18 protein-coding genes and 1 tRNA gene are annotated in these 17,977 nt (G+C 51.2%); 11 read left to right on the forward strand and 8 right to left on the reverse strand.

Annotated elements, in window-relative coordinates; translation table 11 throughout:
- Nucleotides 1–2 precede the first annotated feature (2 nt).
- Complete coding sequence (locus IMCC13023_RS01415; protein WP_007540486.1) at nucleotides 3–2,123, forward strand: 3-hydroxyacyl-CoA dehydrogenase NAD-binding domain-containing protein; 2,121 nt, start codon at nucleotides 3–5, stop codon at nucleotides 2,121–2,123.
- Here IMCC13023_RS01415 and IMCC13023_RS01420 read toward each other — a convergent pair.
- Complete coding sequence (locus IMCC13023_RS01420) at nucleotides 2,120–3,139, reverse strand: Gfo/Idh/MocA family protein (protein ID WP_007540488.1); 1,020 nt, start codon at nucleotides 3,137–3,139, stop codon at nucleotides 2,120–2,122. The genes IMCC13023_RS01415 and IMCC13023_RS01420 overlap by 4 nt on opposite strands.
- 141 nt (nucleotides 3,140–3,280) lie before the next feature.
- On the opposite strand from IMCC13023_RS01420, the gene IMCC13023_RS01425 reads away from it, so the two are divergent.
- The 3 genes from IMCC13023_RS01425 to IMCC13023_RS07350 all read left to right on the forward strand — a co-directional run bounded on the left by IMCC13023_RS01425 (nucleotide 3,281) and on the right by IMCC13023_RS07350 (nucleotide 6,472).
- A complete protein-coding gene (locus IMCC13023_RS01425; RefSeq protein WP_007540490.1) occupies nucleotides 3,281–4,582 on the forward strand; it encodes an O-antigen ligase family protein in 1,302 nt (433 codons plus the stop codon).
- A 6-nt stretch (nucleotides 4,583–4,588) separates the two neighbouring features.
- Nucleotides 4,589–4,662 (forward strand) — tRNA-Gly (locus tag IMCC13023_RS01430).
- A gap of 190 nt (nucleotides 4,663–4,852) precedes the next feature.
- Entirely contained in the window at nucleotides 4,853–6,472 is a 1,620-nt protein-coding gene (locus IMCC13023_RS07350; protein WP_040324784.1) for a metallopeptidase domain-containing protein, read from the forward strand.
- Nucleotides 6,473–6,670: 198 nt separating this feature from the next.
- Here the strand turns inward: IMCC13023_RS07350 and IMCC13023_RS01440 are convergent, their stop codons facing one another.
- Genes IMCC13023_RS01440 through IMCC13023_RS01450 form a run of 3 tightly spaced genes read right to left on the reverse strand, consistent with a single transcriptional unit; the run spans nucleotide 6,671 to nucleotide 8,695 of the window.
- Entirely contained in the window at nucleotides 6,671–7,045 is a 375-nt protein-coding gene (locus IMCC13023_RS01440; protein ID WP_007540497.1) for a DoxX family protein, read from the reverse strand.
- The gene (locus IMCC13023_RS01445; protein ID WP_007540499.1) at nucleotides 7,027–7,842 is read right to left on the reverse strand and encodes an SDR family oxidoreductase; all 816 of its coding nucleotides are present in this window, start codon (nucleotides 7,840–7,842) and stop codon (nucleotides 7,027–7,029) included. Before IMCC13023_RS01445 ends, IMCC13023_RS01440 begins: the two co-directional genes overlap by 19 nt.
- A 13-nt stretch (nucleotides 7,843–7,855) precedes the next feature.
- Nucleotides 7,856–8,695, reverse strand: a complete 840-nt coding sequence (locus IMCC13023_RS01450) for an IclR family transcriptional regulator (RefSeq protein ID WP_007540501.1) — start codon at nucleotides 8,693–8,695, stop codon at nucleotides 7,856–7,858.
- Between the two features lie 96 nt (nucleotides 8,696–8,791).
- Between IMCC13023_RS01450 and IMCC13023_RS01455 the strand changes: the two genes are divergently transcribed.
- The 4 genes from IMCC13023_RS01455 to IMCC13023_RS01470 are packed head-to-tail and all read left to right on the forward strand — an operon-like array spanning nucleotide 8,792 to nucleotide 12,325.
- Nucleotides 8,792–9,778 carry a glycine betaine ABC transporter substrate-binding protein gene (locus IMCC13023_RS01455; protein ID WP_007540503.1) on the forward strand — a complete coding sequence of 329 codons (987 nt, stop codon included), beginning with the start codon at nucleotides 8,792–8,794 and terminating at the stop codon, nucleotides 9,776–9,778.
- A gap of 7 nt (nucleotides 9,779–9,785) precedes the next feature.
- Complete coding sequence (locus IMCC13023_RS01460; RefSeq protein WP_007540505.1) at nucleotides 9,786–10,442, forward strand: ABC transporter permease; 657 nt, start codon at nucleotides 9,786–9,788, stop codon at nucleotides 10,440–10,442.
- Nucleotides 10,439–11,554 (forward strand): betaine/proline/choline family ABC transporter ATP-binding protein, encoded by a 1,116-nt coding sequence (locus IMCC13023_RS01465; RefSeq protein WP_081478822.1) that lies wholly within the window; start codon nucleotides 10,439–10,441, stop codon nucleotides 11,552–11,554. Before IMCC13023_RS01460 ends, IMCC13023_RS01465 begins: the two co-directional genes overlap by 4 nt.
- Before the next feature lie 9 nt (nucleotides 11,555–11,563).
- Entirely contained in the window at nucleotides 11,564–12,325 is a 762-nt protein-coding gene (locus IMCC13023_RS01470) for an ABC transporter permease (protein ID WP_040324786.1), read from the forward strand.
- A gap of 62 nt (nucleotides 12,326–12,387) precedes the next feature.
- On the opposite strand, the gene IMCC13023_RS01475 is transcribed toward IMCC13023_RS01470, so the two are convergent.
- Entirely contained in the window at nucleotides 12,388–13,164 is a 777-nt protein-coding gene (locus IMCC13023_RS01475) for an ABC transporter permease (RefSeq protein ID WP_007540514.1), read from the reverse strand.
- Entirely contained in the window at nucleotides 13,164–13,871 is a 708-nt protein-coding gene (locus IMCC13023_RS01480; protein ID WP_007540517.1) for an ABC transporter ATP-binding protein, read from the reverse strand. Before IMCC13023_RS01480 ends, IMCC13023_RS01475 begins: the two co-directional genes overlap by 1 nt.
- 83 nt (nucleotides 13,872–13,954) lie before the next feature.
- On the opposite strand from IMCC13023_RS01480, the gene IMCC13023_RS01485 reads away from it, so the two are divergent.
- On the forward strand, nucleotides 13,955–14,485 hold the full coding sequence (locus tag IMCC13023_RS01485) for a peptidylprolyl isomerase (RefSeq protein ID WP_007540519.1): 531 nt from the start codon (nucleotides 13,955–13,957) through the stop codon (nucleotides 14,483–14,485).
- Nucleotides 14,486–15,139 carry a rhomboid family intramembrane serine protease gene (locus IMCC13023_RS01490; RefSeq protein ID WP_050816701.1) on the forward strand — a complete coding sequence of 218 codons (654 nt, stop codon included), beginning with the start codon at nucleotides 14,486–14,488 and terminating at the stop codon, nucleotides 15,137–15,139. It abuts the gene before it with no gap.
- Here IMCC13023_RS01490 and IMCC13023_RS01495 read toward each other — a convergent pair whose 3' ends face one another.
- Nucleotides 15,140–15,409, reverse strand: a complete 270-nt coding sequence (locus tag IMCC13023_RS01495) for a cell division protein CrgA (protein WP_007540523.1) — start codon at nucleotides 15,407–15,409, stop codon at nucleotides 15,140–15,142.
- A gap of 58 nt (nucleotides 15,410–15,467) precedes the next feature.
- On the opposite strand from IMCC13023_RS01495, the gene IMCC13023_RS01500 reads away from it, so the two are divergent.
- Nucleotides 15,468–16,106 (forward strand): anthranilate synthase component II, encoded by a 639-nt coding sequence (locus IMCC13023_RS01500; RefSeq protein WP_007540525.1) that lies wholly within the window; start codon nucleotides 15,468–15,470, stop codon nucleotides 16,104–16,106.
- Between the two features lie 16 nt (nucleotides 16,107–16,122).
- Here the strand turns inward: IMCC13023_RS01500 and pknB are convergent, their stop codons facing one another.
- Entirely contained in the window at nucleotides 16,123–17,937 is a 1,815-nt protein-coding gene (pknB, locus tag IMCC13023_RS01505; RefSeq protein WP_007540526.1) for a Stk1 family PASTA domain-containing Ser/Thr kinase, read from the reverse strand.
- Nucleotides 17,938–17,977 lie beyond the last annotated feature (40 nt).

The following is a 17,977-nucleotide window of genomic DNA, read 5'->3' on the forward strand; positions in this document are numbered from 1 at the left end:
AGATGCAGGACTTCGCACCGCTACTTGCCGACACCGATGAAATCATCAGCCATTCCTATGTCTCGGACGTCACTTTGCGTTCGGGTCGTGTGATTGCGCTCATAACCCTAGATAACGGCAAGGACCACACTCGTCCCAACACACTCGGACCGCACACACTGTTGGAATTCGCCGGAAAACTTGATGAACTAAAAAAGCGCGCGGCTAATAAAGAGATCCACGGAGTTGCAGTTACCGGAAAGCCTTACTACTTAGCTGCCGGGGTTGATCTAACCAAGGTCCAGGGCCTCAAGGATCGCCACTCCGGGCGTCTAATTGGAGAAATGGGTCATTGGGCGCTGGATAAATTATCTGACCTAGGAGTCCCAAGTTTCGTGTTCATAAACGGTCTTGCTCTTGGTGGGGGGCTCGAGGTTGCCCTAAATGCGCATTATCGAACTGTGAACCAAGCTGCTCCAGCAATCGCACTGCCCGAGGTGTTTCTTGGATTGATTCCGGGTTGGGGCGGCGCATATTTGCTTCCGAACCTAATTGGGATCAGAAATGCTCTGAAGGTAATAATTGAAAATCCTCTAAAGCAAAACCGAATGCTGAAACCTGCCGAAGCCCTGGAGCTTGGCATTGCCGATGTGATGTTTGATTCACCGAGGTTCTTGGAGCAGTCACTAGATTGGGCCGACGATGTACTCGGGGGCAAGAAGGTAAAGCGCAAGAACGAGCCGGGCAAAGTTGAAAAAGCGACCATTTGGTCACCTGCCGTGTCAATTGCCAGAAAAACTGTTCGGCAAAAACTCGGTTCGGTTCCGCTGTCACCATACGTGGCGCTTGATCTGATCGATGCAGCAAAATCTGGGACCAAGAAAGATGCTTTTACCAGGGAAGACCAGGCCATTGAGGATCTGAGCGCCTCCGACCAATTCCACGCGTCGATCTATGCTTTCAACCTGGTTCAAAAGCACGCGAAGAAGCCCTCGGGCGCTCCGGATAAAGCTTTGGCCGTTCCAGTAACAAAGGTTGGTGTTCTTGGAGCCGGCCTAATGGCATCGCAGTTCGCACTTTTGTTTTTGAGGAGACTTGAAATACCGGTGGTAATAACCGATGTCTCCCAGGAGCGAATAGACAAGGGCCTGTCTTACATAATCGGAGAGCTAGACAAGCTAGTTGAAAAGGGCAGGCTTTCAAGCGATGATCGAAATCGCTACGCTGGCAACCTTTCTGGGTCATTAGACTATGCAGCCTTTAGCGATTGCGACTGGGTTATCGAGGCGGTTTTTGAGGAACTCAAGATTAAGCAAGAAGTTTTTGCAGAGCTAGAAAAACACGTTAGCGAAACCTGCATTTTGGCAACAAACACTTCCTCACTTTCGGTCGCTGAAATCGGCTCCAAGTTAGCAAACCCTGAGCGGGTAGTTGGTTTTCACTTCTTCAACCCGGTTGCAGTAATGCCGCTGGTTGAAGTAGTCAGAGCACCCAAGTCTTCGGACCAAGCGGTTGCGACTGCCATGAGTGTCGCTAAAAACCTAAGAAAAACGGCTGTAATCACCTCTGACTCGGCAGGGTTTGTCGTGAACAGGCTGCTGGGGTACTTGCTTGGAGAAGCAATGCGGGCTGTTGATGAGGGAGCTTCTTTTGAGCAGGTCTCAGAAGCAATTGCGCCTCTTGGTCTTCCAATGAACCCTTTCGACCTCCTAGAACTAGTTGGCCTAAAGGTAGGGGCTCACGTGCTTGATTCGATGCATGCTTTTAGTAGCGACAGGTTTTACGCCAGTGCGAACCTCCACAAGCTGGCTGAATACGGCAAGCTGATTGATCGCGATGCAAAGGGAAACATCAAGGGCTACGACAAAAAAGCAATGGAAATCGTTGGCAATGGCGTAGGTAAGGGCCGTTCTAGCGAGGAAATCTTTGAGTCAGTAAATCTAGGTCTTGCCAAAGAGGTGAAGCTGATGCTCGATGAGGGCGTTGTCCAGTCGGCGCAGGACATCGACTTAGGCATGATCATGGGTGCCGCTTGGCCATTCCACCTAGGCGGAATTACCCCATACCTGGATCGCACCGGAGCTTCGGAGCGAGCCTTCGGCGGAACCTTCCACGACCCAATGATTATTGGGATTAAAGGCTAGAAGGGCTTCGCGCCGATCTGCTTGGTTATCTCAAAGGCTGTTCTGATGTTGGCAAGTGTTTGAGCATGGGTATGGACTTCGGATTCAAGTTTGCCCTCGGACAAGTACTTAGCAAACCAGGTTGCCTGATAGCTAAGACCCTCGTGGCCGGCAATTCCTGACTCATCGACCCAGGTGGTCTGTTCTGGATAAAAGTCCTTGGTCTTTAGGCTGATGCTCGAGGGCACGAAGAATGGTTCGCCAAGAGAAATCACTGCGTTTTCAAATGAGCAGTGGGCAAGCATTGGGAGGGCCGCAATGCCTGAAATAGTAAGTGACGCTCTAGCACCAGATTCGTAATTCAAAAGGCTGTAGCTTTCCTCATCCATGCCGTCGGGCCTAACTCGTCCGGTCGCGGCGATGGAGCTTGGCTCCCCAAGCATTTCTTGAGCAATGGCGATCGGGTAGATGCCCATGTCAAATACAATCCCACCACCACCTGGTTTCCAGAGTCTTTCAACAGCCCGGTTATCCGCGCAAAAGCTGGCTGTTAACAGTTCCGGCTTTCCCAGGTCGCCGGATTCTAGAAGCTGCCGCAAAATAGTGGACTGGGGCAGATACCTTGTCCACATGGCTTCCATTGCGAGCACTTTGGCTTGTTTTGCAGCAGCAAAAATTTGCTCCGCTTCCTCTGGCAAGTATGTAATCGGCTTTTCAACCAGAATGTTTTTTCCAGCATTGATCGCGAGCATTGCGTGCTCAAAGTGATCCGACATGTGGCTTGAAATATAAACAGCATCGATTTCTTCATCAGCCACAAGATCCTCGTAACTAGCAAAGGTCTTCGGGATATTGAATTTGCTTGCGAACTCCTGTGCCCGGCCCGAAGTTCTTGAGGCAACGGCAACAAACCGCTGCGAGGTGTGCTTTTGGGTGGCAGCTACAAACGTCTCTGCGATCCGGCCCGGCCCAATGATTCCCCATCTCAAACTTGGGACGGACTGTGGGTCGACAATGATTGGCTCAGGTAGTTTCATGCTTAGTAGTTTAGAGCGGTATCCTTGACACGCTGGTACAAAAAATCGGCACCAAGTGAGCACTAAATTACCAATTCGATTCCAATAACTCAGCCGATCAGGATCCCTGTCGGCTCCCATTCCCAAAAGTACCGAGCTGGGGTGTGGCTGGCCTACCCGGGCTTGTTTTTAGTCCTAGCCGGCGACGCTGTTCGTTATTCGATTGGTTGGGGTGGCTGGTCTGTCGCTGTTGTATTGCTAACTGTGGCCAGCATCTATGCGCTTGCAGTATCCAAGCCGGTGGAACTTATTCGAACGATGCCGACTGCCTTGATGTTATTACTCGGGTGGATGATGTTGAGCCTGACTTGGTCCTCGTATCTCGGAACAAGTTTTATGATGATCGGCCTACAGCTAAGCACGACGTTATTTGCTCTGTTTTTAGCCAGCCAATTTAGTTGGCGGCAGCTACTAAATATTCTTTCAAATCTAATTCGTTTCATTCTTGCAACTTCGCTGGTTTTCGAGCTACTTGCCAGCATTACCGGACCGGTAATCCCGCTGTTTCCCAACTTTGAGGGCGATACCGTGCCATACGCCGCCTACTACTGGAGCCAAGGGCTCCTTTTTGAGGGCGGGCGAATACAGGGCATTGTTGGAAACGCAAACCTGCTTGCCTTCACCGCGGTCCTGGGGGCACTGTTGTTTCTGGTCGAAGCGATCGTGACAAGTAAAAAAAGGCTGATTCCGGTAATTTCTCTGGGACTGGCTATTTTGCTGGCGTTCTTGTCTCAAAGTGCGAGCATGACTCTCGCCGTTGTAATCATTGGTTTTGTTGCGGTCATTGCAATTCTCGCCGAGGGTAGATCGCGCCAGGTTAGACACCAGATCTACTGGGGTGCCGGCGCTATCGCAGGATTGGCGGTGGCTTCGATTGTCATTAACCTTTCAGCCGTTTTTGACTTCTTGGGCAAGAGCCCAGATGCTTCCGGCAGGTTCCTAATCTGGTCTGAGGTTTGGACTCTAATCTTGCAGAAGCCAGGTTTTGGTTGGGGCTGGATCGGCTACTGGGTTCCCGGAGTGGCTCCTTACGAGGGCCTAATTGTCATGAACGGTGTTCCTATGTACCAGGCGCACAATGCCTATTTGGACATATTCATGCAGCTGGGAGTTGTGGGCTTGGGGCTTTTGGTTTGGCTTTTGGCAGTTACTTTCGTCAGGCTTTGGACAGTGGCGGTTCGTCACACCAACCCGCTTTATCTTTTTCCGCTGTTTATATTCTTGGTCATTACCGCTCAATCGATTTCAGAATCCAGGCTCCTAATAGAGGCCGGTTGGGTGCTGCTGGTGCTACTTGCAGTCAAGAGCGCGGGGCCGTTTGCTGAGCTAGAGCCGCTAGGAAGGACAGGAAAGCGAAGCCGGCTAGCCGGCAATTTCCGACTCAGGCCAAGAGCTAGAATCTAAATACTCGCGAGCGTAGTTCAATGGTAGAACTCCAGCTTCCCAAGCTGGTGGTGCGGGTTCGATTCCCGTCGCTCGCTCCAGGTGCCATTTATTTGCTCAGGGAGCCTGGTTTTTTCGAGGGAGCCTAATATCCCTCAAGCCCAGAGGCAATCCGCATCTGGGGGCTTCAAGTTGTCCCCCAGTGACATAGATTCTGCCCGAACTTGAAGAGCTCATACCTTGTATGCATAATCGCAGCCTCCTAGACTGAAGCCACTCACAGGGGGATCAATGAGAAAAGTCATAGCTCTAGTTTCATCACTGCTACTTGTTGCAACATTTGCAACTCCAGCTCAGTCTGCGGGGGCAAAGTATTCGGTCTATCAAAAGACCCTGGCGACCTTTAGTTCCAGCGCAACAACGCTGACCTCCCAGCAAAAAGCCCAAGTCAAGGCAACAGTTGAGGCGAACCCCACTGCTGAGAAGTTCATTTGCACTGGCATTAGGTATTACGACCAACCGATGAGTGTGAACATAACCGTCAGGAAACGCGCCAAGGCAGCTTGTGAGTATGCCAAGCAACTAAACCCAGCGCTCTCGACCTGGTTCCAGAACAAGCCGACCAAGGCTAGAAGCTATGCGGGGAAGGTTCTTCTGACGTTAAAAACAGTTCCAAGTCTGGGTGCTACTAAATCTGGTGAAGTAGCCGTTCCTGCTGTTCAAGACCTACTTCTATCAAGCGAAACGGTAGATGATGGGATCTGCAAATTAAAGCAGAGTAGTAGTAACAGGGATCTTGCAGCGTCTTTCCCGGCTTTAACATATGAAATTCCACACACTGGAAAGGTAAATGTAGCCTTAGTGTTCTTGGAGTGGGGAGACCTCAAGGGCACGGAGGCTGACTATAAATATTGGCTAGAGCAAGCATCTATGTTTGAAGACTTTTATTACATGGTGTCAGAGGGAAAGCTGGATATTGAGATTCACCAACAGAAGCAGTGGTTTGAAGTTGGTCCTACATATGTTGACTACAAGATGTCTCAGGCAGAGGATGGTGGAAGTTACCGCTCTAAAGACATAATGCAGAAAAATGGGGATGCTTTTATTGCTGCTAGCGATGCTGGCACTGACTTCTCTGGGATGGACGCAATTATCTTCGCAATCCCTCGTGCAAAAGAGGTGTTCGAGACGGGCCCTCACGCGTTTGGCCACAATAAACAAAATGGGCTTAGGACTCAGGAGGGGACTATCTATGACTGGATGTCTGCTGGTACTTGGGCAATTGACAATCCTGGACAGCCATCATGGGTCTACTACGTTCACGAGTTCGGTCACTCCCTGGGGCTAGTAGATTTTCGAGACACTAAGCAATCTGGACAAATAATCGGGGAGAAGTATGCAGTCAACCCCATGGGTGGTTACGAGATTATGGACAATCAAGGTGGCCCTACTAGGACAATGACAGCATGGGTTAGGTGGGTACAAGGCTGGCTAAATGACAGTCAGGTGCTCTGTGTTGACTCTACTGAAATTACAACCAACTACTACAAAATTAGTCGGCTCAATGAGGTGGGCGGGGCTAATAAAGCAGTAGTAATAAAGACAAGTAGCACTAAAGCTATAGTGATCGAATCTCGCCGTTGGGACTCTAAATTTGATGTCCCTGTAGTCAACTCAAAGGATGGCGTTGTGATCTATACGGTTGACTCGACTAAAGGTCACTCTGAAGGACCCCTAAGACTAGTTAGCCCTAGAGATATAACTAGATACTTGAGCGAGCCTAATACGTACCCTGACTGGAGGACTCTAGATGCGGTCTTCTATGAAGGCGACTCGATTACGGTTCAAGGCGTGACCGTCACCGTTGAGTCACTATCTAGCTCCGGAGACATAGTTAAGATCTCGAACTAAAATATGTATCCCCTTCAAGCCAATACTTCCATCGTCTCAAGTATTTATTGACGATGATAGGGCGGGCATCACCTTCCTCGTTGCCGCTGGGGCTTTGAACACTAAGAAAGACATAGACGACAGGCATCAGCCGATGGTGGTCTAGTGGGCAAACATCCGGGATAACATTCTGCTCGGGGCCTGCTCGTTACCAGAGAGCTATCCGCTTTTCACAGGTGACTTCAGTGCCCAGTAAATAAGTGGCAATTGAAGAGGTAGCCGCAACCAGGCAATTACTGCAGTTGCTATTTCGGCATTGTTCGTAGCTTCGATCGCCACCCACCAGTTGGCAGGCCACACAGCCAGAAGCACGAGGGCTGTGAAAATTGGTGCCCAGCGCAATTTTGCAATCAGACCAATGGCGGCCAGCAGTTCAGCTATGCCGGATAAACACACCAATGCCAAAGGGTAGGGGGTCCAATCCGGCAGCAGCGGCATGAACTGAGCCGGTGCAATCAGATGGAAAGTACCGGAAACCAAAAAGGCGCCAATGACGACCTTGGATCCGACCTGATTTAGTGTTTGGCGAGCCATAGCACCAGAGCATCCAAGGTTTTTCTCGGCAATAGGTAAAAGGCAAGCTTTAGTGCGACTACGTCCCAGCTCCCTGGGTAGTGGGCTCGGGGTCTCTTGGCGGTAGCCGCGCGATGAAGCTTATTTATAACCGTCTTTGGACCGGGCGAAACTCGATAGAGACCCCCGAGCCATTTGTTTAGTCCTCGCATTACGCCGTCGTAGTCGCTTATCGATCTTGACTTGTCTAAAGTCTCGAAGGCCAGAGCACCAAATCCGGTTTTAGAGGTTCCTGGCTCAACCGTTGATACTCGGATCCCTAAGTGACGCACCTCTTGGCGAAGTGCGTTGGTCATAGCTCTTACTGCGTGCTTGGTTCCGGAATACCAACCAAGTCCAACAAGTGAAACGTGAGCAACAACGGAAGTTGTTGCAATGATGCGGCCAGAACCCTGTTTGCGCATTTGCGGCAGCACTGCTTTCACAAAGCGCTCTATCCCAAATACATTCACGTCGAAAATCGCTCTCACCTGTTCGCTGGTGGTCTCTTCGACAGAAGAAAAAGTGCCGTAACCGGCATTTGCAACTAGGACGTCTATACGACCCTGTTCCTTGATTACCTTTTTGACCCCGGCGGAAACCTGACTGTCACTAGTGACATTAACTTTTAGAGGGTGTGCGCCAATTGATTTGAGCAGAGCCAGTCCGTCGGGAGAAATATCTGCACCGTAGACAATCCAGTCCTCACCCAATAGTTTTTTAGTCAGTCCAAGTCCGAAGCCCGATCCAGCGCCAGTGATGATAGCAACGTTGCTCATGTCTAGAACTTTACTAAGCCGGGCCAATAATTGGTGCTCCAAGGTCGGTGGAAAAACGAAGTGCTGCCCCAGAAACCAACTGGCCAAGCGGATCAAACTGATTGCCTATTCGCTCTTTCGGAACACCGGTGCTTATCGCCGCCACAATCATGTTGCTTGAGTCCCTGACTGGAGCTGCTGCATCTACGATTCCAGGCTGAAACTCACCATCGCTTATCGCGTAGCCAAGATCTCTAACTTCCTGAAGTATTTTTAGAAACGCCCTCAGGTTCTTAGCCGGCAATTGTCGCTTTACTTTTCGGTTGATTGGCTCAAGGGGCTTCGTGAAGGCGGTCTGCAGGGCCGGCAGTGGGTCATCTTGCGCGTGCTCAAGCCACCAAAGTTCTATTTCCTCGTCACTGAGGCCTGCCAACATAACCCGGCCGGATGCAGTGCTGCCGGCGGCACTCACGATGCCATCCCAACCGGAGCGACGAAGGGCCTGGGCGGCCACAACTGTCTTCGTGGTTAGCACCCGACCCCCCCGCAATACGTTCAGGTGAGCAGTTTCTTGGGTCTGTGCAACCAACTCGAACAACCTCGGTTCGGACAGGAGCGCCAGGTGGGCTTCCTTGGTGCGCATTGCCATCGAGTAAAGCCTGGGCCCGAGTGAATAACGCCGAGTTTTATCATCGCGATCGACTAGACCGCTTGAGGCAAGTGTTTTTAGGACCCTAGAAATTTGACCCTTGTCGCGCTCCGTGAGTTCTGAAACTCGGTTAACGCCAAGACCGCCGTTAGTAAATGCCTCGGCAAAAGACAGAACCTCAAGCACTTCAAGGTCCCTCGCCAAGCCTGATGTGTGGGTTCTCATCCACTCAATATACCCGCTAGTTGACGCATGCTCAACACTATTCGACTAGGACAATTGGCTTGTCTAACCTTGGGTGAAACCTACAGAGGAGAAATTATGATCAAAAGCAAGACATTCTCAATGTTGGCAATTGGCGCCACAGCGGCCCTAGTGCTTGCAGGCTGTGCAGCAGCTGAGACAGAGACAGAGACAGAGACCACAGCCGGAACCGAAGCTGCAACTTCGATAATCGGTGCTTATGACCTTTCCGGTATTGACATTACGGTTGGCTCAAAGGACTTCGACGAGCAGCTGATTCTTGGCGAAATGCTAGTTGCTGCTTTTGAAGAGGCCGGCGCAACAGTTGACAACAAGGTAAACCTTGGTGGAACTAGCGTTGCCCGTGCAGCACTTGAGTCTGGCGACATTGACATTTACATGGAGTACAACGGAACCGGATGGGCTGTCCACCTAGGACAGGAAGACCCAAGCTTCGACCCAGATGTACTAACACCTGAGGTTGCAGCTCTTGACCTTTCCGAGAATGGAATTGTTTGGGTTGGTCGTTCACCGTTCAACAACACTTATGGATTCGCATCCAGCCCAGCAGTAACTGAGGCAAATGGTGGGGCATTCACATTGACCAGCATGATGGAGTACACACAGGCAAACCCAGATGCAATTGTTTGCATGGAGTCTGAATTCCCATCCCGTCCAGACGGACTGATCTTGACTGAGAACCACTCAGGGATCACCTTGCCTGACAGCCAACAGCGGATTCTTGACACTGGAATCATCTACACCGAGACATCAGCTAATAACTGTGACTTCGGTGAGGTTTACGCTACCGACGGTCGTATCCCAGCTTTGGGCTTGACCCTTGTTACAGATCCAGGCGTCAACATCCTTTACAACGTTTCCGGAACCATCGGTCAGGACAAGTACAACGAAGCACCTGATGCCTTTGATGCAATCATCAATGCAATCCTTGCTCCTTTGACTAACGTCCGCATGGCAGAGCTAAACGGCTATGTATCGGCTGAAGGTCAGGACTCAGGCGTTGTAGCCAGGGAATACCTGGTTTCTGAAGGCTTGATCGACTAAGAACCCTATGGACTTTCTATTAAGACTGATTGACTTCGCGCTTTCTCGACAAGAGCAAGTTTTAGAAGGTCTAGCGCAACACACCTGGTACGTGATTACGGTGCTGGTGACGGCTGGCTTTTTTGCCATCGTCGCCGGCGTCGTAACCAGGCGCAGTACTGTAGCTAAGGAGCTGGCCTTAGCCATCGCCTCGGTCTTCTTGACCATCCCAGCCCTTGCACTATTTGTAATCTTCATTCCACTGGTCGGACTTGGCTTCGCGCCTTCCTTCATTGCGCTGTTCCTCTACTCGCTGTTGCCTATCTTGCGTAACACGATTACAGGGCTCGACGGCATCGACCCGGGAATCTTAGACGCAGCAAAAGGAATGGGCCTTTCGCCCATTCAAGTTCTAATCAAGGTGGAACTTCCTCTTGCTTGGCCCGTGATATTGGCCGGCATAAGGGTTTCATCGATGTTGACTGTTGGAATTGCATCACTCGCCACTCTGGTCGCCGGTGGCGGACTTGGTGACTTTATAAAGAGCGGCCTCGCAAGACTGCCGCTACCAAATTCTCTGGAGTCCATCTGGCTGGGCACGCTGTTGTGTCTAGTACTAGCTCTAGTTATTGACGTAGTTCTCCAGGCCCTAAGAGCGGCCACAATCTCGAAGGGTATTCGATGAGTGAAGTATTAATTCGTTTAGAAAACGTAAGCAAGTCTTACGGCACGGGCGATCCAGCGGTGCGCAATTTGACTCTAGAGGTCATGCGCGGCGAGGTTCTTGTGCTGGTCGGACCATCCGGTTGCGGCAAGAGCACAACTCTTAGGTTGATAAACCGACTAATTGAGCCAACCTCCGGCCGCATGTTTATTGACGGCGAGGATGTAACTGAAGTAAACCCGTCTGAGCTGAGAAGGAAAATCGGTTACGTAATTCAGCAGGTAGGTCTATTCCCTCACCGCACAATTGCCGAGAACATCGCAACCGTGCCACAGCTACTGGGCTGGAGCAAGGACAAAATAAGTGCGCGAGTCGATGAGCTGCTGGAACTTGTTTCCATGGATCCAGAAACTTACCGAGATCGTTACCCTAAGGAGCTTTCTGGTGGCCAGGCTCAAAGAATCGGTGTTGCCAGGGCGCTAGCGGCAGACCCCGATGTGCTTTTGATGGATGAGCCCTTTGGTGCAATCGACCCAATCACCCGAGACCGACTTCAGAACGAGTTCTTGAGACTTCAGCAAGAAGTTAAAAAGACCATTGTTTTTGTCACACACGACATCGACGAGGCAATCAAGATGGGCAACCGAATTGCGATTCTTCGCGAGGGCTCCGAGATTGCTCAGCTGGACACACCAGAGGCAATCTTGGCTCACCCAGCTGATGAGTTTGTGGAGAGCTTCTTGGGCTCAGGCGCAATTTTGAAGGGACTTACCTTGAAGAAGGTAAGCGACATTGACCTGCACCAGGTGCCAACTCTTACCTCGCCAGTTTTGCGTGAGGAAGCGCTAAAGACTCTTCAGGAATCCCCGGATCAAGTCGCCCTGCTGCTTGACGGCTCAGGTCGACCACTGAGATGGATCGACGAGCGCGCTTTGAACCGAACTACTCAGCCGATTGAGAAATCTGGCCGACCAGTAACCGTTGACCTTCAGCCCGAGGACACCTTGCAGGATGCATTGACAGTCATGCTTCAGTCCTCAGTCGGAATGGCTTGTGTTACGGACCGAAAAGGTAAGTATCTTGGCTGCACCACAATCGAGAGCCTCGCCAAGTTGATCATGAGCGACAGCTAGGAGTTATTCGTGAGCACAACTAACTCAGCAGCTAAGACCCGATCGCCTTTGAGCGAACGGCTTGATCTAATCATCTCGCCGGTTTTTGCCGCCGCCCTAGCGATTTTGGGTTTTGCTGTCTGGACGTATTCAGACCTGGACAAAATTACGATTGCGATCTTGTCGCCTGACAAGGTTCAAAGGCAAATTGGAGAAACTCTGATTCTGGGACTTTCATCCTCGATCTTGGTTGTCCTAATTGCAGTTCCAGTGGGCATCTTGGTAACACGAAAGGGCTATCCTCGTCTAAAGAATCTTCTGGTTAGCACTCTTGGCCTCGGTCAGGCGCTCCCTGCCTACGGACTAATTGTTATTTTCTTCTCGTTTATGGGCTCGGGAATCGTCACCGTGATTCTTGCCCTAGCTACTTTTTCGTTGCTTCCGGTTCTTAGAAACACAATTGTTGGCTTAGAACAGGTGGATAAGTCTGTAATCGACGCGGCACGTGGCATGGGCCTAACCGCGAGACAAATTTTGCTAAAAATCGAGCTGCCGCTGTCAGTTGAAGTAATTCTAGGTGGCATCAGAACTGCCGTAGTAATCAACGTTGGCTTCTCGGCACTGGCCTTTTTGGTTGGTGGTGGCGGACTTGGTGAAACAATCAACTCCGGCCTAAAGCTAGATCGAGGACCAGCTATTTTGATTGGCGCCGTTATGGTCGCGATTATGGCTCTGTTGTTTGACTTCCTAAGCGCACTTGCTCAGAAATACTTGAAGCCAAGGGGCCTATAAACCCTGAACGCAAAAAAAACGTCGGCTCCCAACTGGACGCCGGCGTTTTTTATGTCTTGTTTCTACTCGACGTCCCGCCTCATGCTTGTTACCAATGAGGTGAGCGCAAAGACCGCTCCGTATCCGAGTAGAAGCAGTGTCGCCTGAATAGGGTCAAGGAAGTTGGCGGTGTTGATCCCAAATTCCGGGGCGTCTATGTCGATCGCTGTCATCGCCGTTATCAAGCCGCCCGGTAGATACTTTGCAATGTCGACCCAAAGCACTAGCAGCAGTGGATCGATGATAAATAAGTAAACCAGTGAAAACACGATCGCCAACATCTGGCTCTTCAGTAAAGCCCCGATCGCAACTCCAATGACTGCGAGAATTGCCCCAGAAACAAGGCCAGCGATAGTCAGGTTCAGAAAGGTGCTGCTCGAGGGAGCGGCAGCGTTATCGAAGGTCGCCAGCACGATGATGCCTGCGAAAATAGAGGCCCAGACCGAGATGAGCATGAACACGGCACCGACAATCGCGGCGATACCCAGCTTGGCGGCGAGAACTATCTCACGCTTTGGGCGCGCAAGGAAGGTGGCGACGGCTGTGCCGTGACGGTATTCGCCGGCCATCAGCATGATTCCCAGGATGATCACGAAAATATATCCCGAGATCGCATTTGCATAAACGGCATCGATTGCTTGAGGTGAATCAAGTGTCAGACCGGCACCGACGTTGCCAGCTGCAAAAATAAACGGTGTAATTACAACCGAAATTATCGAGATGACTACGGATGCGAGCAGGATGCCCCAGTTGGCCCTCACATATAAAACTTTGCGAAGTTCAGATTTGATAAGAGACATTAGTTCACCCCTTCGGTTAGCTTCAGGAAGGCCTCTTCGAGGGTTCCTTCTTTGATGATTTCCTGCATGCTTCCGGAGGTTATTAGTTTGCCTTTGTGCATAATGATGACGTCATCAACCGTGTTCTGCATCTCAGCCAGCTGGTGAGAAGAGACCAGGATTGTTCTTCCGGAACCGGCCAGTGACCTTAAAAACTTTCTGAGCCAAGCAATTCCTAGCGGATCCAGTCCGTTCGCCGGTTCATCCAAAATAAGAACCTCTGGATCTCCCAGGATGGCTCCCGCGAGTGCCAGGCGCTGCTTCATGCCCAGCGAGTAGTTCTTGGTTCGCTTATTTGCAGCTTCGGTTAGTTCAACTAGTTCTAAAACCTCATCGACTCTTGAGTCGGGAATGCCGCCGGCAGCGGCCATGACCTTTAGGTTTTGTTTTCCAGTTAGAGCTCTATGAAAACCTTGAGAATCTAAGACGCAGCCAACCTGTCTGATTGGGTCCCGGAGGTCCCGGTAGCCGGCTCCAAGAATGGTAGCCGAGCCGCTTGTCGGTTTAGCTAGACCTACAAGGCATCGTAGGGTCGTAGATTTACCGGCACCGTTTGGTCCTAAGAACCCAGTAATGCGGCCCTTTTGAATTTCGATGCTCAAATCGGATACAGCTTTTTGTTTGCCGTAGCTCTTCACGAGGTTGGTGAAGGTTATTGCTGTAGTCATTTCACTCCGTCTTTTGGTTGGTCATGCTGACTTTTAGATTGTTCAGATAGCCACGAGTCTAGAACTCATGGCAGAATGTAGGGATGACCTCACCTACTTCAATAGCAACCCTTCACACCAACCACGGCGCTATCAAGGTAAACCTGTTCGGTTTGCACGCCCCAAAGACTGTCGAGAACTTCGAGGGCCTAGCAACTGGCGCCATCGAATGGCGAGACCCTAAGACCAACTCGGCACAGACCAACACCCCACTGTATAGCGGCGTAATCTTCCACCGAATCATCCCTGATTTCATGATTCAGGGTGGAGACCCAACTGGAACCGGAATGGGTGGCCCGGGCTACCAGTTCGGTGACGAGATCCACTCGGAGCTAACCTTCACCGAGCCATACATGTTCGCGATGGCCAACGCTGGTCCTGGAACCAACGGCTCGCAATTTTTCATCACCATCGCCCCAACCACATGGTTGCAGGGTCGCCACACCATCTTCGGCGAGGTCGCAGATGAAGTTAGCCGCAAGGTAGTTGACCAAATTGGCCAGGTTGCAACCGGTGCAAACGACAAGCCAGTGGACGATGTAATTATTGAGAGCATCACAATCGAAAAAGCCTAAGTGGCTCGTTTAAGACTTCAAAGCTTCCAACAGGTTCCGATAACTTCGGGCCTGTTGGCGCTTAACGTAGTTATTTGGCTCGGGCAAATCAGCCCAGTTGGCTATCTTTTTACAAACCAGATGTTCTTTGCCCCGCTATTTGCGCCATTTGAACCTTGGCGAATGCTCACAGCCGGCTTCGTCCACGACTGGACTGGACCGTTTCATATTCTTCTAAACTCCTACGCCATTTGGATCTTCGGCCGCATTCTTGAACCACTCTTGGGCCCGGTTCGATTCTTGGTGATGTATCTGACCGCAATTGTCGGTGGCTCAGTAGCGGTGATGTGGCTGTCAGACCCTCAGGTTCCGGTTGTGGGGGCATCGGGAGCACTGTTTGGCCTCATGGGTGCCTATTTCATTGTCGTGCGCTCCACCGGGGGCAATTCCACTCAAATCTTTACTTTGATAGCCATAAACTTCGGCCTCGGGTTTTTTGTTTCCGGGATCTCTTGGGAGGGCCACCTAGGCGGCCTTGTAACCGGCTTGGCAATTGCGGGAATCTACTCGCAGACTAGGCAGCCCGATAAGCGCGTGCAACAAATTTTTGGAGTGCTATTGGTTTGGGGGGTCCTCTACGGACTAACCATGCTGAAAATCTCTAGCTGGATGTAGTTACTTCCACTTAGTTGTCATAGCAAAGCCAATCATGGCGATGCCGAAGCCAACCAGGATGTTCCAGTTGGAAAGATCAATGGGTGTAGCTGCACCGAGCGGGTAGCGAGCGCTTGAGATGTAGAAAATCAATATCCAGGCTAGGCCGAAGAGCATAAAGCCAAACATGACCACCTTGTACCAGGTTGGGTTGTCTTGCTCTTCTTCGCCGATAACCTTTGGGGTTAGTGGCTTGGTCTCGTTTTTCTTACTTCTCTTTGAATCAGACATGATTAGTATCTTAATGCCTGAACCCAAGGACCCGCCATCCGATTAGGCTATTAGAACCATGGTAAACATCCTCGTTTTAGATAACTACGACAGCTTTGTCTACACTTTGAACGGTTATTTGCAGCAATTAGGCGCAGAAACTACCGTTATGCGCAACGACGCGATCACCGAAGCTGAGCTTCCAGCTCTCTTGCAAAAATTTGATGCGGTTCTAATCTCTCCGGGTCCAGGCACTCCAGCGAGTGCCGGATTATCGATACCTACGGTGAAATATGCACTCGATACCGATTACCCAGTTTTTGGAGTTTGCCTGGGGCACCAGGCAATTGCAGAGGCAATGGGCGGCAGAGTTGAAAGTGCGCCGGAGCTGATGCACGGTAAAACCTCCAAGGTGAACCACCAGGACAGCCTGATTCTCAAAGGCTTACCGCAAGGTTTTATGGCAACCAGATATCACTCACTGGCAGTTGTTCCGGAAAGTGTTCCAGAACAACTTCTGGTTACTGGCCAGACTGAAAGCGGAATCATAATGAGCCTTCAGCACAAGACTAAGCCGATCTACGGCGTGCAATTCCACCCGGAATCAGTCATGACCGAGGGCGGCTATCACATGATAGCTAATTGGCTTGAAACTCTCGGGGTCGAAGGAGCCTTAGAAAAATCTAAATCCCTAAGCCCCAGAATCGAAAAAGCTTAGACCGAATCTCAGTTCCTTACGGTACAGGGGTCGGCGTCGGGGTTGCCGTTGGAGTTGGCGTAGCGGTCGGCGTCGGTGCCGGAGTTTCGCCACCCACACACTCGACATACAGAATTATGTTCTGCAGCTGAGGCCCTTCTCCCGGAAGTACTGATTGCTGCAGAACGATGGTTCCAGGTGTGCCGGTACAGGTTTCCGCGTCCAGAACTTCAACTGAAACCGTGTAGCCAATTGATGGGCTAGTCAAGATGCTTCTAGCCTCCAGCACCTCAAGGTTTCTGATGTCTGGAACCTGAACCGTGCCGTCGGACAAGATGATGTTGACAACTGAGCCAAGGGGCAGCTTCGAGTTGGTGACTGGATCAGATGCTATTACGGTGCCATCCGGGACAATCGGAGATCCGACAACCGTGATGCTCCCTACTGTCAGCCCTTGCCCCTCAATTAGGGCAACAGCGTCCGCTTCGTTTTTGCCAACCAGGTTTGGAACGGTCACTTCGGTCGCACCACTGGAAACATAGAGCGTTACTGCGGTGCTAGAAAGAACCAATGTTCCGGCCTCCGGGACCTGCCTTATGACAACTCCCTCTGGCACCAATTCGCTTTTCTCGTAAACCCGAAGCACCACAAGATCCTGCGAGTTCAGTGTGCTGTAGGCGTCCTCGTATAAAGAACCTTGAACGCTTGCCACTTCAACGCCGCTTGACGGAGCCGTTCCTGGTCCAGCAGAACCTAAGTTCATTACCCAGAAAAGTAAGCCAACCAAAATCACGACAACTCCGGTTCCGAGGCCCCAAAGAACGCCCGCGCCCACCTTGTTGGTCGTTGTAGTTATTTGCCTGCTTGGAGCTGTTTCGAAGCCTTCAATCAAGGAGGTTGGAAACTCGTCCCCTCCGGTCGTCGAGATTACTTCGGTGGCGTCCAGGTTTACCGGGGTCATTTTTGAAAGCGGAACTTTTTTGGTTGTCGGCAGGGCGGTCCCGGCCTGAGCCGCAAGCAAGTGCTCTCGGAATTCCTCTGCCGTCTGGAAGCGCTCGTCGCGATCTTTGGTCATCGATCGAAGTACCACGGCGTCTAACTCTGGTGAAACATCCGTGTTGAAGGCCGAGGGTGGAGTAGCTAGTTCAGAAACGTGTTGGTATGCAACCGAAACCGCGCTCTCGCCCTTGAACGGTGGCCTCCCGGCCAGCAACTCATAGAGAATCACGCCGGTCGAGTACAGATCTGTTCTGGCATCAACCGCATCTCCGCGAGCTTGCTCGGGAGAGAAGTACTGAGCGGTACCAACTATGCCAGCCGTCGCAGCCTGAGTTGCCGAGTTGTCATTTACCGCTCTGGCTATGCCAAAGTCCATAACTTTGATCGAATCGCCTTCTCCGACCATTACGTTTGCGGGTTTTATGTCTCGGTGAACCACGCCGGCACGGTGGGACACCTCAAGAGCGGTGAGGATGCCGGCAATGTAGCCGACTGTTCGTTCGATGGCGACGTTTTTTTCGGCAACCACTTCGCGAAGCAACTTGCCGCGGACTAGCTCCATGATTATGAACGGAGTTTTTACGATCTGCCCGTTTGCATCCGCAGCCTCTTCTTCGCCGGCGTCGTAGACCCTAACAATTGTTGGGTGGGCCATGCGAGCACTGGCTTGAGCCTCTTGGCGAAACCTTGCTTCGAAATTAGCGTCGTTGGCGAGGTCTGATTTTAGAAGCTTGATCGCGACTGTTCGACCCAGCCTGGTGTCGTAGCCCTCAAATACCTCGGCCATTCCGCCGCGGCCGACAAGCTCGCCCAGTCGGTATCGACCAGCAATCAGTCTCTCGCTCTTACTCAAACTCGCTCTTTTCCGCCTATTGAAGTCTAGTTTTTGTTTT

It is taken from the genome of Candidatus Aquiluna sp. IMCC13023 (assembly GCF_000257665.1).
Lineage (GTDB): Bacteria > Actinomycetota > Actinomycetes > Actinomycetales > Microbacteriaceae > Aquiluna.